The sequence below is a fragment of the Halalkalibacter alkalisediminis genome (assembly GCF_028610705.1).
GTDB lineage: Bacteria > Bacillota > Bacilli > Bacillales > Bacillaceae_D > Halalkalibacter > Halalkalibacter alkalisediminis.
The window spans coordinates 117,621-134,709 of record NZ_JAQQWT010000002.1 but is presented as its reverse complement, the minus strand read 5'-3'; the positions used below and the strand labels follow the sequence as shown (position 1 = coordinate 134,709).

At 37.4% G+C, this 17,089-nt stretch carries 14 protein-coding genes and 1 pseudogene; 12 read left to right on the top strand and 3 right to left on the bottom strand.

Annotation, left to right across the window (positions count from 1 at the left end):
• The first annotated feature begins 46 nt into the window (after nucleotides 1-46).
• From PQ474_RS03150 to PQ474_RS03140, 3 genes are all read left to right on the top strand, one after another.
• Nucleotides 47-4,873 (top strand): bacterial Ig-like domain-containing protein, encoded by a 4,827-nt coding sequence (locus PQ474_RS03150; protein WP_273840496.1) that lies wholly within the window; start codon nucleotides 47-49, stop codon nucleotides 4,871-4,873.
• 442 nt (nucleotides 4,874-5,315) lie between these two features.
• Nucleotides 5,316-5,609: a putative quinol monooxygenase gene (locus tag PQ474_RS03145; protein WP_273840495.1), complete on the top strand. Its 294-nt coding sequence runs from the start codon at nucleotides 5,316-5,318 to the stop codon at nucleotides 5,607-5,609.
• 19 nt (nucleotides 5,610-5,628) lie between these two features.
• Nucleotides 5,629-6,561: an oxidoreductase gene (locus PQ474_RS03140; RefSeq protein ID WP_273840494.1), complete on the top strand. Its 933-nt coding sequence runs from the start codon at nucleotides 5,629-5,631 to the stop codon at nucleotides 6,559-6,561.
• A gap of 54 nt (nucleotides 6,562-6,615) precedes the next feature.
• Here PQ474_RS03140 and PQ474_RS03135 read toward each other — a convergent pair whose 3' ends face one another.
• Nucleotides 6,616-6,777 carry a hypothetical protein gene (locus PQ474_RS03135; protein WP_273840492.1) on the bottom strand — a complete coding sequence of 54 codons (162 nt, stop codon included), beginning with the start codon at nucleotides 6,775-6,777 and terminating at the stop codon, nucleotides 6,616-6,618.
• Nucleotides 6,778-6,936: 159 nt separating this feature from the next.
• Between PQ474_RS03135 and PQ474_RS03130 the strand changes: the two genes are divergently transcribed.
• Together PQ474_RS03130 and PQ474_RS03125 are read left to right on the top strand one after the other, a co-directional pair.
• On the top strand, nucleotides 6,937-7,857 hold the full coding sequence (locus tag PQ474_RS03130; protein ID WP_273840490.1) for a CBASS cGAMP-activated phospholipase: 921 nt from the start codon (nucleotides 6,937-6,939) through the stop codon (nucleotides 7,855-7,857).
• Nucleotides 7,858-7,933: 76 nt separating this feature from the next.
• Nucleotides 7,934-8,092, top strand: coding sequence for a DUF3219 family protein (locus PQ474_RS03125; RefSeq protein WP_390292466.1), 159 nt, complete (start codon nucleotides 7,934-7,936; stop codon nucleotides 8,090-8,092).
• 94 nt (nucleotides 8,093-8,186) lie between these two features.
• On the opposite strand, the gene PQ474_RS03120 is transcribed toward PQ474_RS03125, so the two are convergent.
• Nucleotides 8,187-8,624 (bottom strand): hypothetical protein, encoded by a 438-nt coding sequence (locus PQ474_RS03120; RefSeq protein WP_273840487.1) that lies wholly within the window; start codon nucleotides 8,622-8,624, stop codon nucleotides 8,187-8,189.
• A gap of 116 nt (nucleotides 8,625-8,740) precedes the next feature.
• Entirely contained in the window at nucleotides 8,741-9,874 is a 1,134-nt protein-coding gene (locus PQ474_RS03115) for a zinc-dependent alcohol dehydrogenase (RefSeq protein ID WP_273840485.1), read from the bottom strand.
• Between the two features lie 203 nt (nucleotides 9,875-10,077).
• Between PQ474_RS03115 and speD the strand changes: the two genes are divergently transcribed.
• The 7 genes and pseudogenes from speD to PQ474_RS03080 all read left to right on the top strand — a co-directional run bounded on the left by speD (nucleotide 10,078) and on the right by PQ474_RS03080 (nucleotide 17,018).
• Complete coding sequence (gene speD, locus PQ474_RS03110) at nucleotides 10,078-10,884, top strand: adenosylmethionine decarboxylase (protein ID WP_273840909.1); 807 nt, start codon at nucleotides 10,078-10,080, stop codon at nucleotides 10,882-10,884.
• Between the two features lie 121 nt (nucleotides 10,885-11,005).
• Nucleotides 11,006-11,284: an alpha/beta-type small acid-soluble spore protein gene (locus tag PQ474_RS03105; RefSeq protein WP_390186693.1), complete on the top strand. Its 279-nt coding sequence runs from the start codon at nucleotides 11,006-11,008 to the stop codon at nucleotides 11,282-11,284.
• A gap of 12 nt (nucleotides 11,285-11,296) precedes the next feature.
• A complete protein-coding gene (locus PQ474_RS03100; protein WP_273840481.1) occupies nucleotides 11,297-11,455 on the top strand; it encodes a hypothetical protein in 159 nt (52 codons plus the stop codon).
• Nucleotides 11,456-11,982: 527 nt separating this feature from the next.
• Complete coding sequence (locus tag PQ474_RS03095; protein WP_273840479.1) at nucleotides 11,983-12,942, top strand: calcium/sodium antiporter; 960 nt, start codon at nucleotides 11,983-11,985, stop codon at nucleotides 12,940-12,942.
• Nucleotides 12,943-13,458: 516 nt separating this feature from the next.
• Nucleotides 13,459-14,299: pseudogene (locus PQ474_RS26535) on the top strand (DUF368 domain-containing protein).
• A 43-nt stretch (nucleotides 14,300-14,342) separates the two neighbouring features.
• Nucleotides 14,343-15,623: a hemolysin family protein gene (locus PQ474_RS03085; protein WP_273840477.1), complete on the top strand. Its 1,281-nt coding sequence runs from the start codon at nucleotides 14,343-14,345 to the stop codon at nucleotides 15,621-15,623.
• 162 nt (nucleotides 15,624-15,785) lie between these two features.
• The gene (locus PQ474_RS03080) at nucleotides 15,786-17,018 is read left to right on the top strand and encodes a glycosyl hydrolase family 18 protein (protein ID WP_273840476.1); all 1,233 of its coding nucleotides are present in this window, start codon (nucleotides 15,786-15,788) and stop codon (nucleotides 17,016-17,018) included.
• The last annotated feature ends 71 nt before the right edge of the window (nucleotides 17,019-17,089 follow it).

Genomic DNA, 17,089 nt, shown 5'->3' with positions numbered 1-17,089 from the left:
TTTACTTACTAATCAATCTATTATTTGTAATGAGGAGTGGGTACTTATGAGAAGAAAGCATCATCGTTTTGTTGCAATGATCATGGCAATTATCCTTGTTTTAACGCCGATGAATCTAGCCGTTCTTGCCGAAACAGGGGAGAATGAGCTAGACCGAGAGATGATTCAGATCTCAAGTGACTGGAGAGGAAGTGTATTTGGTGATAATGGAGGACAGGGAAATATCAACTACGATAATTATGAGATTACAGAACATGACAATGATACAGTAACTGTTCGTAGCTCTAATGATAAAGGGAAAATTTCAAGTTCCACTGAGGGAATCGCTTATTATTTTAAGGACGTTCCCTCTGATGGGAACTTTGAGCTTACAGCAACTGCTCATGTGGATGCATGGACTGCAAATAATCAGGTCTCTTTTGGTTTAATGCTCCGTGGGAATGTATTGGAGAATGTAAATCAAGGAACTTTTACCGGTGATTATGTAGCAGTGGGTGCGTTGGATCAACAGATGAAAGGATTTTATAAGCATGCTAGTTCTGGTATACAAAAAGACGGCTTAGGATTTGAGGCTATTGCTCCTGCTGCTGATCAAGAATACGAGCTGAGCATACAAAAGTCTGGCAATCTTTATATGCTAAAAATCAATGATGAAGTTCGATTAATAGAGAATTATGATGGAGAAATTAACTTTGCTGGACTTTACACGTCAAGAAACACAACGGTTACATTTAGTGACGTGAATATAAAGATTGACGATGGCAAGATTGATCTTGGAGATTGGAACTTTAATGCATTTGGTTCGAATACTAGTTCCGAACGCAATCCTGAACCAACTTTGAATGACGATGGGTCAGTAAAGTTGGTAGCAACTGGTGGGAAAGTAGCTGCTGCAGACGAAGGAATATCGTTTTATTACAAAGAACTATCTGTAGCCGCTAATTTTGAAATAAAAACTAAAGCCTCTGTGAACAGTTTTAATAGTAACGGTACGATTAGTACACCAAACCAAAAATCTTTTGGTCTGATGATAAGGGATGAAATTGGTGAGCATGGCGATTCAATTACGCAAACGACAGAGTATGTAGCAGTTGGTGCCTTGGATACAGTTATGAAAGGCTTTTACAAGCAAGGTGGTACACAGTCTAAATTCGAACCTTTTACAGATTTAAACGTTCCTGCTGCTGGAGAAGAATATGACCTAACCATTCGTAAATCAGGGAATACCTTTGTTGTAACAGCCAATGGTCAAAGTGAAACCGTAACTCTTGATGATCTTTTTACTGATGAGATCTACGTCGGTTTTTACGTAGCACGTGATGCGGACGTGATATATAGTGAATTTGAAATCAATGTTGATGCTCGTCAAGTAACAGGATTAGATGTAAATACGTCTAATATGAAAACTGAGTATTTGAGAGGCGAGAGCTTAGACTTAACAGGTTTAGTCGTAACGGCTCAATATTCAGATGGTAGTCAATCTGTTCTTTCTAGCAATGATTTTATCGTCACTGGGTTTGACAGTAGTGAAGTGGGAACCAATACGGTTACGATTAATTACAACGGGGTAACGAAATCGATTGATCTAGAAATTAAAGCTTTAAGTGTTACAGGTTTAGACATTAAGTATTTCCCTGCAAAAACCGTTTATTACAAGGGAGATTCGTTTGATCCTCTAGGTTTTACGGTTGTAGCAGAATATGAAAACGGTTATAAATTTGAAGAACTCAAGAATAGTCAATATTCCTTCATCATTTCAGGTGAAGAACTAACTGATGAAGGATATGTGTTTGAATCAGCTGGCACAGTGGAGGTAACGGTTCGTTCAACGGAAACGCCTGATACGACAACGACCTTCGATGTTGTGGTGACAGATGCAGAAATGGAGAAACTTGAAATAAGACAAGCCCCTGTGAAGACCCTTTACTTTCTAGGGGATGAATTAGATCTGGCTGGACTAAGTCTATATGCACTGTATAGTAACGGGAGTGGAGTGAGACTTTTAGCAGGTGATTATGAGGTTTCAAAGTTAGAGACCACAACTACAGGGGAGCGTAAAGTAACATTTACTCATAAGGGAGTATCTACAAACTTTGCTGTATGGGTAAAAGAAAGAGAGTTAGAGGCCATTAAAGTGACGAATTATCCGCAGACAACGTTTGTGACTGATGAGAACTTTAATTCTACCGGACTAGTAGTCTCAAAAGTATATGATAATTTAGATAAAGAAGTTTTACCTGAAAGTGAGTATACAGTGGATTCATCTGCTTTTAATTCGAGTAAAGCGGGTACGTATGACATAGTGATTGCTCCGACTGATGAATCTATTGACTCGATTGTTTACTCTGTATCCGTTAGAGAAGATGTGGAGACAGAATGGAAGACGATGAGATTTGGACAATCAAGCTCTGATCAACGTAACTACGTCGAGATGTTAGACGATGGTTCTGTTAAGGTTGTCGCGTTAGAAGGCGGCGGTAAAATTACAGGAGACCATGATGGAATTGCATTCTATTATACTGAGATTGATGCTGAGGAAGATAACTTTGTTTTATCAGCAAATATTAAAGTTTTAGAGTACGCGAAAACTCCTCATGATGGGCAAGAATCATTTGGCATCATGGCAAGAGATGCAGTTAACTCAGTTCAAGATGCAAGTGTTTTTGCATCAAACATTGCTGCCATTGGTGGGTTTAGCGGAGGTACTAGAGAAGAAAATGGTACACAAGCTTTTGTAAGAACTGGCGTTTTAGCTTCCGATGGCGAGGGAAGTGAAGGCATTCAAAAGAAAATGCTTCATCATGAGCGACCTGCTGTTGGAAATACTCATCCTGAAAAGGAATATAGACTTACCCTCTCAAAAACAAACAGTGGCTATACAGGTCAATTGAATAATGGGGAAGAAGTGATGTTCTTCGAGCCAGATCTTTTACATGTACAAGATTCAAAGGTTTATGTAGGTTTCTACGCAGCTCGTCTTGCTACGATTGAAGTGAGCGCCATTGATTTTCAAGTAACAGCTGCTAAAACAGATGCTCCAAAACTGGAACCACCAGCTGAAGCGGTCTCTCCTCAAGTAAGTATTTTATCGCTTGATAAAACATCAAAAACGGATTATGACTTATTGGTCCGTTCGAATGTCGATGGGATTGTTACGGTAAGACAAGGTCAAAAGGTTATTGCTCAAGACCAAGTCGTACAAGCTGGAGAAGTTAAACCTATTAAAGCGGTGCTAAACGAGAATTCTAACACAAACTTTAGTTTAACGTTTTTACCGGATGATACTCAGTTCTTAACCTCCTATGATCAAATGGTTCGTAACTTCACAGTTGAAACAAGATCCTTTATCGAAGGTGGAGATATGTATGTATCCCCAACAGGAACGAGTGCTGGAGACGGTACAAAAACAAATCCATTAGATCTTGATACGGCTATTCACTTTGTCCGTGAAGGTCAAAAAATCATTGTTCTTGAAGGAAATTACGTTCGTAATTCATTGCTTGAAATCAGAAAGTATAACGATGGTACAGCAGAAGCGATGAAATATTTAGTCGCAGACCCTGATGCAACTGAGAGACCTTTGATTGATTTTGATCGACGTTCAGAAGGGGTTGTGCATAGCGGCAACTACTGGCATGTGGAAGGAATTGACTTTGCTCGTTCTGCCGGAAACACAAAAGGCTATACAATTAGTGGAAGCCATAATGTCATTGAAAATGTTCGCCTCTTTGAGCATGGTGATACAGGATTACAAATCAGTCGAACGGATACTTCTGCACCTAGAGAAGAATGGCCGTCTTATAACTTGGTGTTAAATAGTATTTCTTTTGATAACCGTGACCCATCTGAAAATAACGCTGATGGGTTTGCTGCAAAATTAACGGTTGGAGAAGGAAATGTCTTCCGAGGTTGTGTGTCTCATAACAACATTGATGATGGTTGGGACCTCTATACCAAGGTTGGAACAGGGGCAATTGGTGCGGTTACGATTGAGAATAGTATTGCCTTTAACAATGGCCGTTTAACAAATGGTTATGAAGGAAACGCGGGTAAAAATGGATTTAAGCTTGGTGGCGAAGGGGTTCACGTTCCACATGTGATCAAAAACAGCATTGCATTTGGGAATGGATATTTTGGCTTCACGAGTAATAGTAATCCTGGATTGATTGCACAGAACAATATTGGCTATAACAATGGCGGGGCAAACTTAAGCTTTACAACGTATGCACATATTCCAACGGACTTCACAATTGATGGATTTGTTTCATACCGAACAGCTGACGTTGAGAGTGCGAGAGATAGTTACCCAGCAGAACTAGCTTCTGATCAAAACTACATGTTTAATGGTAGTACATCTGTTAATAAATCAGGAGAAGAGCTATCTGCTACAATTCTTGCTAGCTTAGAATCTATTTTTGAAACAGATCATGATGGTCGAATTGTTTCGATTAAACGTAATGACTCTGGAGAGATCTTATGGGATGATGTTTGGGAAACATTCAATAAATTGATCCACCCAGAACCTGAAGTTGAAACGATCGAAGCTGATGTTGAATTTAATCCACAAGTATTGAACTTAAAAGGTGTTCAACAGTCAAGTGCGAAAAATGATTCAGTCGCGACCCTTTACATTGAGTTACCTGATGGTTTCAATGCTGAAGACATTGATTTGGAGTCCATTCACCTTAACTATGCATTAAAGCCAGTTAAGGATACTGCAGAAGTTTCAGGTCGTACATTGTCAATGAAGTTTTCACGAGCAGCTCTTCTTACTGTAGTTGATGAAGGGGAAGAAACCTCAATTACAATTACAGGTCAACTGAAATCTGGTGTTTCGTTTGAAGGCACGAAATTAATCAAAGTAATCAAATAAGTAGATGGATTAAAGACTGCTTGAGACTCGCTTCTCAGCAGTCTTTTCTTACGGATATCGGAGCAAAATATCCGATTACAGTCGAAAACACACGATTTGTCATCGGAGAAGAGGATGTCCTGTCGTTTAAGGTGATTTCATAGTCCGAGGGTGTATTTTTATGGTACGCATACAAATGAAGCGAATTTTTTGTAATTACTCCCCAAAATATCTATAAGATGAATTCACTAAACTTATTGGTGGTAGGTCATGAAGCTACAATCATTGGCTTAGCGAAGGGTTTTGAATGTAAAGGAAAAAAGTACTGTTTATACAATAAATCTAGCAGCTGAAGATGAGCCGGCATTTATCCGTGATGAGAAATCTTAGCCAAATTAGCTTAGTTATTGATACGATGGACAAATTCGTTCATCGTACTCATTCACAAAAAGGAGGAATAACCATGATTGTGATACATGCTCATATTAAGGTTGTCCCTGATAAACGAGAGGTTTTTTTAGATCATGTTCAAGACTTAATTAAAGGTTCAGAGGCGGAAGAAGGAAATATTTCGTGTCATTTGTACGAAGATACCGTCAATCGCTATGCATTTGTCATGGTAGAAGAATGGGTGGATGCAGAAGCACTTGAGTTTCATAATAATACCGATTATTTTAAGATTTTCGGTTTGAAGGCTCCATACCTATTAGCAGACCCTGTTAAACTTAACCGTTTTGAAGTATCAAAAAAACTGTAAGGAGAGGGGGAAAAGACAAATGGCTTCCTTATTAGATCCATATGATTGGCATTATAGTCACTATACAAGTAGAGCGATTGGTGGAACTAGTTTAATCATTATAGAAATGACAGATGTCGAACCAGATGGTCGTATTTCCGATTATGATTTAGGGATTTGGGAAGATGATCATGTTCCCGCATTTGAGAGAATTATAAGAGCTTGTCAAAGTTACGGGGCAAAAGTGGCGATTCAAATTGCACATGCAGGAAGAAAAGCGGAGGATGCAGTAGTTCCTGTGTCTTCAACGTCGACGGCTTTCTCCGATAGATTCAATACTCCAAAAGAACTTTCAACGGCAGAAGCAGAAGCAATGGTCGTAAAGTTTGAACAAGCCTTTAAGCGTGCCGTTCAAGCTGGAGTGGATGCCATTGAGATTCATGGCGCACATGGGTACTTGATTCATCAGTTTCATTCACCTTTCACAAATAAGCGATCCGATAAATATGGGCAGGATAGAGCCTTGTTCGGGAAAGAAATGATCCAAGCTGCTCGGCGGTTAATGCCCGAATGTATGCCTCTAATTTTTCGAATTTCAGCGGTCGAGTATGCAGAAGAGGGTTATCAACTTGATTACTCGATCAATCTTGTGAAGGAATACCGTGAAGCTGGTATTGACTTGTTCCATATTTCATCTGGAGGGGAAAGCAACAATGGTCCAGAATATTCAGGGGAAGGCTATCAAGTCGATTTAGCAGCAAGCATTAAAAAAGCACTAGATGTTCCAGTCATTGCTGTTGGACGAATGGAGAATGCTACCTATAGTGACCAGGTTATTCGTGATGGAAAAGCCGATCTTGTCGCAGTTGGTCGCGGGATGTTGAGAAATCCATACTGGGCAAATGAAGCATCGCTAGAGTTAAAAAGAAAGACGATTATTCCGAGAGCACTTGAGCGAGGATTCGATATTTAGAATATTTCAAGCAAATATTTAAGAAAACCCTCGCATGAAAGAGGGTCTTCTGTCTTAGGTTGGATTGTGCTGACTTTCCTCATATGCAATTAAAACAACGTCTTTATCCGTGGCATTACGAATTTCCGACTCTAACATCATGACTCTGTTTAGCAGGTCTGGACTAAGATCTGCAGCGATGTAGCGGTCAAACACCATAGGTTGTTTCTCTTCCATCATTTCTCCTCCTTTTTCCTACTACTGTTAATATCTCTCTTGGGGTGTGTTCTATTCGTTTGCAAGGTTTAAATTTCATTGGCATGAAAGGAAAATGAAAACAATGAACATACTCCGTCATGCATCAGGAGAAACTAAGAGGAAAATAACGTAAATTAGGTGAGTTACTTGAAATTTTTATGTATAGATGGTGGAGGAATTCGGGGTATTCTTGCTGTATCTATGTTAAAAGCGATGGAGGACGAGTATAAAAAACCGATTGCTGATCTATTTGATGTGATTGCAGGAACGAGCACAGGTGCAATTATTGCTACATCTGTAGTGTTGAAGAAACCGATGAAAGATGTTTTAAAGAGCTACAAGAAATTCGGGAAACAAATATTTACCCGTCAAGCGCAAATAGGGATTTTTAAAAGTGTCTACAGTGATCGGTATTTGCGAAAATATTTTAAAAATAATTTCGGGGAATTAACGCTTTCTGATATAGATAGACCTTTACTAATACCAGCTGTTGATGTGACTCATGGCAGACCTTATGTATTTCGTTCAAATTATGGCCATCCGGAAAGTGAAGATTTATCCATTAAATTATGGGATGCTGTTTTATCCTCTTGCTCAGCTCCTGTTTATTTCCCACCAAACAATATTAAAAACCAATATTTGTCCGTTGATGGCGGATTATGGGCAAATAACCCCTCTATGGTTTGTGTGACGGAAGCATTACAACATTTTAAAAAGAATCTCGAGGATATAAAAATATTTTCGGTCGGGACTGGGCTGCAAGAAATTGAATATAAGATTGGAAAGGACAAATTTTGGGGCATTAAAAAGTGGCTTCCTTTTCAATTTCCGTTTATGAAAATAACACCGAAACTGCTTGATTTAGCATTAGATTTATCATCAGAATCGATTACGTATCATTGCCAACACCTTTTAAAAGAACGATATTTTCGGTTAAATGAGCAATTAGGTACAGAGGTTCCTTTTGATGATGTGAAATGTATGGATGAAATGATTGAGTTAGGCAAGAGCGTTTATAAAAAACAAAGAAAAGCTGTCCGAATGTTTTTGGAGGATTGATTATGATTTCAACAGTAATTTTAAATAAAATTCCTATCAAGGCCTTATGTTATTATGATGAAATTATTGACCAAAAGTGAAGAGAATTGTGTTTGATTTCGAGGTCACTAGTGAGGAGTACCATGCCATGACAACCCTTTTATATAAAATGAATTTTGATGTCAAGATTCCTGATAGAAACTGGAGTGGTCGACCCGCCATTCGTAATTATTCTACTTCTTTTACAAACCTGTAAGAGGAGAATCAGGTGGGTATCTTTCATTTAGAGTTGATTGAGGATTTTAATATAGAGAGACCAGCATACTAGTTGCTGGTCTCTTATATTAAATTTAGTAGAAGTACGGGAAAAGCAAGCTTGATAACAAGTAAAAAGGAAAACGCCGACGTCTGAATCTGCGGAATCTTCTCGGGTAACCATAGCCGTATCCAGGATAACCGCCATACCCACCATAACCAGGATATCCATATCTGAGTTCGCTATGAGTCGTTTGTGCTTGATCATCATCACCATCAGGAACTAGCATGCTTACTCCATCACGATCAATGCCATCAATGATGCCATCCACCGTTTGACCATCACTTGTTTGAAATTGTACGAGGTGGTGCATGTATTGTTGACATAGATCGTACATTTGCTGGTGTTGCATGCTCGGATCTACGGCACCTTGATGAGGTGGTCCCATTGGTGCTTGTTGAGCTTGATACGGTTGAGATGTTGGGGCGGTTGTACCTGGTTGTTGCATTTGATTCCATGGATAATTTTGCATAATTTTTCTCCTCCTTTTTCTACAACACCTTATTCAGAGGTAGGCATTTGTGACACTAAAAAAGATAAATTTTTCAAAAAAAATGAGTGCCACATTTAATGCGGCACTTCTTAGAATTACGGCTTCAGTACAACTTTAATACAATTATCTTCATGATCATTAAAGATTTTATAGGCTTGGCTTGCTTCATCGAGTGAAACTTTATGAGTGATGATTTCCTTAGGATCGTACTCATTATTAACTATTTGTTCAAATAGTTTAGGCATGATTGGAATTACGGGTGCTTGTCCCATTTTTATCGTGATGTTGCGAGAGAAGAATGGGCCGAGAGGGAAGTTATTATAATTAGCACCATATACCCCCGTTAGCTGTACAACTCCTGTTTTTCGAACTGCTTTTGTCGCAATTTGAATAGGACCAAGTGTCCCACCTTGTAGTTTTAATTTTTGTTCAATAAATTCTAGTGGCGATTTTTTTCCGTCCATCCCAACGCAATCAATAACAACGTCGGCACCACCAGATGTAATTTCCTTCAAATGCTCACCCATGTCTGGGAAATCTGTGAAATCATACACTTCAACAGGATTCATTTTTTTAGCATGTGCTAGACGATAATCTAAGTAATCAATCGCAATGACGCGCTTTGCGCCTTTTAACCAGGCGTATTTTTGTGTCATCAACCCAACAGGTCCACACCCAAGTACAATGACGGTATCTCCTTTTTTGACACCTGCGTGTTCAACGCTCCAGTATGCGGTTGGTAATACGTCAGACAAAAAGAGAAGAGATTCATCTTCTAACTCACACGATTCGGGGATAACAAATGGGGTGAAGTTCCCAAATGGAACTTTCAAATACTCTGCTTGTCCCCCTGGATGATTTCCAAATTTTTCTGTGTAACCTAAATAACCACCAGAATCATAATGGGGGTTCGAATTATCACATTGACTGGTTTCTCCATGGTTGCAATAGGTACAATGTCCACAGGCCACATTAAAAGGGACAACGACACGGTCTCCTTTTTTTACTTTTGTTACATCCGGTCCAACTTCTTCTACGATTCCCATCGGTTCATGACCAATGCTATAGCCTTTAGGTAAGGGCATATTCCCTTGATATAAATGAAGATCAGACCCACAAATGGCCGTGGATGTAATGCGAACAATGACATCATCTTTTTTTTCTATTTTTGCATCTTCTACTTGTGATACTTCTACGTGATTCGGCCCTTGATAGGTAACTGCGCGCATATTTACACTCCATTCTGTTGGTTTTCATGTTAGATCTATTGAACATTCTCTCTTCATAAGTATTTCCTTTAAAAGACGTTTGCTACTCTAGTTATAAATTAGTACATCTTATTTTATTGTTTTAGATTGTATAAGTTGGGTAACATACTAAGTAAGATGAATGATATTGAACAGGAAAAGGACTAAAGAATAAGGGGATCTAAATCATGCTATCACCTGAGGACCGAATCACATTACATGGCTTTAATAACCTTACTAAATCTCTAAGTTTTAATATGTATGATGTATGTTATACAAAGACAAAAGAAGAGCGCGAAGCTTATATTGAATATATCGATGAACAATATAATGCAGATCGTTTAACAAAAATACTAGAGAACGTTACAGAAATCATTGGTGCACATGTTCTAAATGTGGCGAAACAAGACTTCGTACCACAAGGGGCTAGCGTTACATTATTAGTCTCTGAAGGACCGGTTGTAGAAGTTCCAGATGAATCTTATGATGAATCTCCAGGTCCATTACCTGAGGCGGTTGTGATGGGATTAGACAAAAGTCATATTACCGTTCATACGTATCCAGAATTCCATCCATATGAGGGAATTAGCACATTTAGAGCAGACATCGATGTGTCTACTTGTGGTGAAATTTCACCATTAAAAGCGTTGAACTATTTAATTCATTCATTTGAAACAGATATTATGACAATGGATTACCGAGTCCGAGGTTTTACGAGAGATATTAAAGGTCATAAATTATTTATCGACCACGATATTAATTCCATTCAAAATTATATTCCTGACGAAGTAAAAAAGTTATACGACATGATTGATGTGAATATTTATCAGGAAAACACCTTTCATACAAAATGTAAGTTAAAGGATTTTGATTTAGATAATTATTTATTTGGAACCACAAAGGTAGATTTACATCCAGGGGAAGCAGAAGAAATTACGAACAAACTGACTACCGAGATGGATGAAATTTTTTACGGTAAAAATATGGATTAAGGGTTAGAACCATGAGCTGTCCATGGTTCTTTTTTTTGATCAGCAAAGAATATAGCCAAAATGTACTAGGAAAGATTTTAACAGTGGGTGGGAAGATAAAAGTATATTAGTAAAATTGGAGATGATTGATTTGGCTAGAAAAAAGAGGCTACTCGTACCAGAGGCACAACAGGCCGTTAATCAATTTAAAAATAAAGTCATGGCGCAACAAGGGTATACTGATAATTCAAATGAGCCTGATCAAGTGAAATTTGAAGTAGCGAAAGAGTTAAATATCCCATTGAAAAAAGGATATAACGGTACACTGACCTCCAAACAAGCTGGAGAAGTTGGTGGCAAAATTGGAGGAAGCATGGTGAAAGAGATGATCCGTATGGCGCAACAAAATTTGAACAAGTAGGAGGAAATTTGAATGAAAAAAGATAAAGAACAATGTGAACCCTTGGAACACTGGTTAGACGATACTCCTGTGGAAGATCAAGAATTTGCAGAGGAACTTTCTGATGGTGGCGAGAGAAATGAATTTGTTGAAGAACAAGAGAAAAGTTCCAGACGGATTACTACAGGATAGCAATTTAAAGTTAAAGAAGAGTGCTTGCGTGATGATGGAAGCATAAAGTTTTGATCTGGCGCATAAGGGTTGAATTTAACGAATAAATTTTACATGCGACGCAATTAATTGAGGCGCAATGTTTATATTTAAGAAAAGTGATGTAAATGGAGCTCACTGAAGAGTTTTTAATTAAAATTTCTATATTTCGTTTCCCTTCAAAAAAATATTTGAAGGGATTTTGTTTGTTTTTCGCTAAGAATCAATACATTCAGCCACTTCTTTCACATTAGATCTTGTAGGATATGAACAAATTTACAATTTCTGTTATAAATAACACAGATGATCTCTACATTCCTTATCAAAAATAGTTAAGAAAAGGCTAATTGAGGATTAATCTCTGAATGACCTTTTGCTGTTAAAAAATACTGCCCTAAAATCAAATAATCGAATGGATATTTTTTTCTTCGAATTACAACTATAATCTATTCACACTCTACAATTAAAGGAAATTTTAAACAAATGATCAGAATAGGTTGGTGTAAAAAATGGCATATCTTTTGTTGTTTGTCGGTTTTATTTTGTTGATAAAAGGAGCTAATTATTTTGTTGATGGATCATCGAACATCGCCAAAATGCTTGATATCTCTCCTTTGTTGATCGGATTAACCATCGTGGCATTTGGTACGAGTTCACCTGAAGCTACCGTAAGTATATTGGCCGCTTTGAATGGGAATGCAGATGTAGCCATTGGGAATGTGGTGGGAAGTAACATATTTAATATTACTCTTGTCATCGGTATAACAGCTATGCTTACTCCTCTAAAAGTGGAAAATGATACGATCCGAAAAGAAATCCCTTTTACATTGTTAGCAAGTGCTGTTCTATTTATTTTTATAAGTGACGTGATGTTACAATCTGCTAGTAGTAATGTGATTACACGTAGTGAAGGATTAGTATTGCTGCTGATTTTCGCTGTTTTTCTTTATTATATTTTTGAAGTTGTACGAAATCATAAGGACACTCTTTCTATTGAAGAAAAAAGTAAGCCAGAAGCAACAGCGTGGAAGAAATCGATCTTTTTTACGGTTCTTGGCCTGGCAGCGATCATTTTTGGGGGAGACTTAGTCGTTAGAAGCAGTACGGAAATTGCCTATGCCCTTGGTATGAGTGAAACATTAGTTGGTTTAACAATTGTGGCTGTAGGAACATCTTTACCTGAATTAGTGACATCTATAACGGCTGCAATAAAGAAAAAAAGTGAAATTGCGTTAGGGAATATTGTTGGGAGCAATATCTTTAATATTCTATTTGTTCTTGGTGCATCTTCTGTGATTGCGCCACTTGGTGTGGACACGAGAATTTTTTTGGATGTATCCATCATGATCCTATTAACCTTCTTGTTGTTGATTTTCTCTCGTACCAATTTTAGAGTTGGTAAAACAGAAGGACTAATATTAACGGTTGTTTATGTTATTTATTTGGTCTATATAATTGTGAGAAATTAAGTAAAACATTTAAAATGAGTTGTCTTATATATCGAATTCAACTAATATAAATTCAATAATTGCATACACCTATTTAAAGGCGAGTAGCTGTACAATAAAGTCGTCATCACGGGATCAAATCCTCGGCTTTATTGGCAACATATCATGTTGTTTGCCAGACCTTTACCAATGGTAGAGGTCTTTTAATTTATATTTTAGACCTGTGCCTTTTGGTAGAGGTCTTTTGTCATTTTAAAAAAAGGTGAAAAAGAGAGGCGACCATTGGTTTATATAGTGACAAATGAGAAGTTTGAATGAGGAAGATGTAGTTATTGCTTCTTATTACTCGTTGAAGTGGTTTATGAACATTATGAAAGGGAGAAGCTCATTAATTTTTCGTTACTGTTTTGCTGCTGGCGCCTTCGTGCTTTGGATTCTCGGGTAAGAACTAACAAGAGTTTGGATGACAAATGAAAGAATTTGTTATATTAGCAAAATCTAAGATTATAAGATACATTAAAAGGAGAATGAGACTTGATTGAATGGCGTAATATTTTAAAAGGTATGACGATGGGGATTAGTGATTTGATCCCTGGAGTAAGCGGGGGAACGATCGCTCTTGTCCTAGGAATTTATCAACGATTAATTGCAGCCATTAATGGTCTATTTACAAAGGAATGGAAAAAACATCTTGTCTTTCTCATGCCGCTTGTACTAGGCATTATTGTGGCATTACTGTCTATTAGTCATTTAATTGAATGGTTACTCGTTGCCTATCCGCAACCTACTTTTTTCTTGTTCCTAGGTTTAATTATAGGAATCATCCCAACGTTGTTAAAAGACATTGACTATAGGCAAATCATTTAGACCGAAACACTATGTCTTACTTGCAATAGGTGCAATGGTTGTAGGAGCAACCATCTTCGGTGAAGAAAATGAACTAGCCACAGCTATGGGTCATTTAGGTTGGACTGAATATCTTTTATTATTTTTTGCTGGATGGATGGCAAGTTCTGCGATGATTTTACCTGGCGTTAGTGGATCTTTTATCTTTTTGCTTCTAGGTGTTTATCCGACTGTGATCAATGCCTTATCAACTTTCAATCTATCGATTATTGTGGCAGTTGGTTCTGGCATTGCCATTGGACTTGTCCTAACTAGTAGATTAATTACTTATTTATTAGCACAGTACAAAACAGGTATGTATGCCGTAATGATTGGTTTTATCATCGGTTCCATTGTGGTGGTTTACCCAGGCATTGAATCTAATTTTACTTTGTTTTTAATCAGTACACTTGCTTTTATTACAGGTTGGATTAGTGCGTATTTGTTAGCTTATTTCGAATTAAAAAGAACAGTAGCTAAACTAAACATTTAGTTATAAAATAATCTTAATACAAAAATTGGAGTGTGATGTTTAGATGGACGATGTTCCGTCGAGTTTGATTGCGTTATTTATCGTGTTATTGCTTTTGTCAGCCTTTTTTTCTTCTGCTGAAACAGCCTTTTCAAGTGTAAATAAGATTCGTCTTAGGAATTATGAAGGGGAAGGAAGGAGGGGGGCCAAGAAGGCAGTTCAAATAGCCGAGGATTTCGATAAAACGCTCTCAACCCTGTTGGTTGGTAATAACCTTGTAAACATTGCAGCAGCAACGCTTTCTTCACAAATTGCAATTCGACTGTTTGGTCCTAGTCTTGGTGTTTTCATCAGTACATTTGTTGTGACCATTCTAGTATTAATCTTCGGTGAAATCATTCCGAAGTCTTTAGCAAAAGAATATGCCGAAAGTTATGCCTTGAAAACGTCAGGATTACTCTTATTATTAATACAAGTGTTTTATCCCATAACTTGGCTATTCTTACAGCTTAAAAAGCTCGTTTCATTATTTGTGAAAAACAAAGATCATACACCATCTGTCACTGAAGAAGAAATTAAAATGCTTGTACAAATCAGTGAGGATGAAGGTGTGATCGGGAAGAACGAAAAAGAGATGGTGCATCGTTCTTTAGAATTTGATGACATTATTGTCCATGAAATTTTAAAACCACGCCCAGATATGATTGCAGTAGAAGTGAATCAAAGTGTAACGGAAATTAAAGATGTTTTTTTCAAAGAACGGTTTTCAAGACTCCCCGTCTATGAAGGGAATGTTGATAATATTATTGGGATTTTGTCTGAGAGAGACTTTTTAACAGCTTACATCCAACATGGTGACAGCATTGAAATTCGTTCACTTATCCGACACCCTTTATTCGTGGTTGAATCTATGAAAATATCAACCCTACTTCCCGAATTACAAAAGAAAAAGGTTCATATGGCTATTGTCATTGATGAATTTGGGGGTACGTCAGGTTTGATTACCTTAGAAGACATATTGGAAGAAATCGTTGGTGAAATTTGGGATGAACATGATATAAGTGTGAATCAAGTCAAACAGGTGGGGCCATCTAATTACGTTGTCAATGCAGATTATTCCATTGATGATTTTGCTCAATTTGTAGATATGGATGCACCATCAACCTCGAACCATACATTAGGTGGCTGGTTGATTGAAGAATTTCAACGAATTCCAAAAGAGGGTGAAGAATTTTCATATCAAGATTTAACGATTAGAATAACAAATGCAGAAGAAAAAAGAATTCGACAAGTACATTTAACGATCAATAAGAAACAAGAGATAGTTGAACGGCTCTCTAGCTAGTTCTTTCATCTATAAGGCCCTGTGAATTTAACATTCACAGGTTTTTTTCATATATAAAGTGTCGTTCCCAAAAATCTTTTACCTCTATTTCCCAGTAGGAGACCAAATTTTCTCATAGTATAGTTATCTAGTAGGGAAATACTATAAAGAGGAGATAACAACATGAAACTAAGAAAGTTTTTTCCTATTTTACTAGCTTTTTTATTAGCTTTTGGCTCGTTCCACATATTGATTGAAGCTTCAAAATCAAACGGAAAAGGCAATCAAAAAGAGAGCGTTGAAGTTGTCGAGCCTAACTCAAGTGAAATCGAACCATTAAGCACGAACAACAATGGAAAAGGAAATGGCAATGGAAAAAATAACAACAAAACGGTCGATAGTGAACCAGCTCCTGAAAAACCAGTTGTTACTCCTGAACCACCTGTAGAAGAAGAAAACCCAACGAATTTTATGAAACTTGGTTATTATACGAAGTATTGGACAACGGATTTAACTTCTTATCATTCATTAACGAGCTATCATTCTTATATGAATGCTATTGCAACGGCGTCCTATGATGTAACAGCAAATGGGACCATTGAAGGATTTGATCCTAAAGAAGGCGTTGATTTTGCCAATGCGAACGGGGTTCAACCTTTTGTAACCGTGCAAAATAAATTCGATCCTAGTTTGGCGAATCGGATTCTATCTGATTCTAAATTAAGAGAAACAACGATTATGAATATGCTTGAACTAGTAAAATCTAAAGGATATAAAGGAATTAATTTAAATTTTGAAAATATGTTAGCGAGTGATCGCGCTCATTTCAATCAATTTGTGAAAGAATTAGTGGATGTATTTCATGCCAATGAATATCCAGTTATCGTTTCTGTTCCGGCTAAAACAGGAGATTTTCCAACATGGGCATGGAGTGGAACCTTTGAATATAAAGTGTTAGGAGAATTAGCGGATTACATCCAATTGATGAGTTATGATCAACATGGCTCTTGGGGAACTCCTGGTCCTGTTGCCGGTGCTGACTGGGTGGAAAACGTGTTAAAATACGCGACAAGTGAGATTCCCTCTGAAAAATTACTCATTGGTTTACCAGCTTATGCGTATGATTGGAATTTGACAAATTCTACAAAAAACAGAGCTCTTACATGGAAAAATGTACAAGCACTTATTGAAACAACAAAGGCAATCGTTCAATGGAATAGTACCGTTCAAAGTCCGTATTTTGAATATACAGAATCAAATGGAGACAAGCACATCGTATGGTTCGAGAATGAAAAGAGTATCGAAATCAAAACGAGACTTGTTCATACGTATAACTTAGGCGGAGTATCAATGTGGAGAATGGGACAAGAAGATGAACAGTTCTGGAAGGCTATAGAAAAAGGTTTATATCACTAAATCGGTCGGCTTATTGAGTATTTACTCAGTAAGCCTTTTTTGTCTCACTACACCTGAGTTACTATAATTTA

Bases quoted from the DNA above. Each gene is read 5' to 3' on its own strand.
- PQ474_RS03085 (WP_273840477.1), top strand. From the start codon at position 14,343: ATGGACGATGTTCCGTCGAGTTTGATTGCGTTATTTATCGTGTTATTG.
- PQ474_RS03100 (WP_273840481.1), top strand. From the start codon at position 11,297: ATGAAAAAAGATAAAGAACAATGTGAACCCTTGGAACACTGGTTAGAC.
- PQ474_RS03105 (WP_390186693.1), top strand. From the start codon at position 11,006: ATGATTGATTTGGCTAGAAAAAAGAGGCTACTCGTACCAGAGGCACAA.
- PQ474_RS03145 (WP_273840495.1), top strand. From the start codon at position 5,316: ATGATTGTGATACATGCTCATATTAAGGTTGTCCCTGATAAACGAGAG.
- PQ474_RS03080 (WP_273840476.1), top strand. From the start codon at position 15,786: ATGAAACTAAGAAAGTTTTTTCCTATTTTACTAGCTTTTTTATTAGCT.
- PQ474_RS03115 (WP_273840485.1), bottom strand. From the start codon at position 9,874: ATGCGCGCAGTTACCTATCAAGGGCCGAATCACGTAGAAGTATCACAA.
- PQ474_RS03135 (WP_273840492.1), bottom strand. From the start codon at position 6,777: ATGGAAGAGAAACAACCTATGGTGTTTGACCGCTACATCGCTGCAGAT.
- PQ474_RS03150 (WP_273840496.1), top strand. From the start codon at position 47: ATGAGAAGAAAGCATCATCGTTTTGTTGCAATGATCATGGCAATTATC.
- PQ474_RS03095 (WP_273840479.1), top strand. From the start codon at position 11,983: ATGGCATATCTTTTGTTGTTTGTCGGTTTTATTTTGTTGATAAAAGGA.
- PQ474_RS03120 (WP_273840487.1), bottom strand. From the start codon at position 8,624: ATGCAAAATTATCCATGGAATCAAATGCAACAACCAGGTACAACCGCC.
- PQ474_RS03140 (WP_273840494.1), top strand. From the start codon at position 5,629: ATGGCTTCCTTATTAGATCCATATGATTGGCATTATAGTCACTATACA.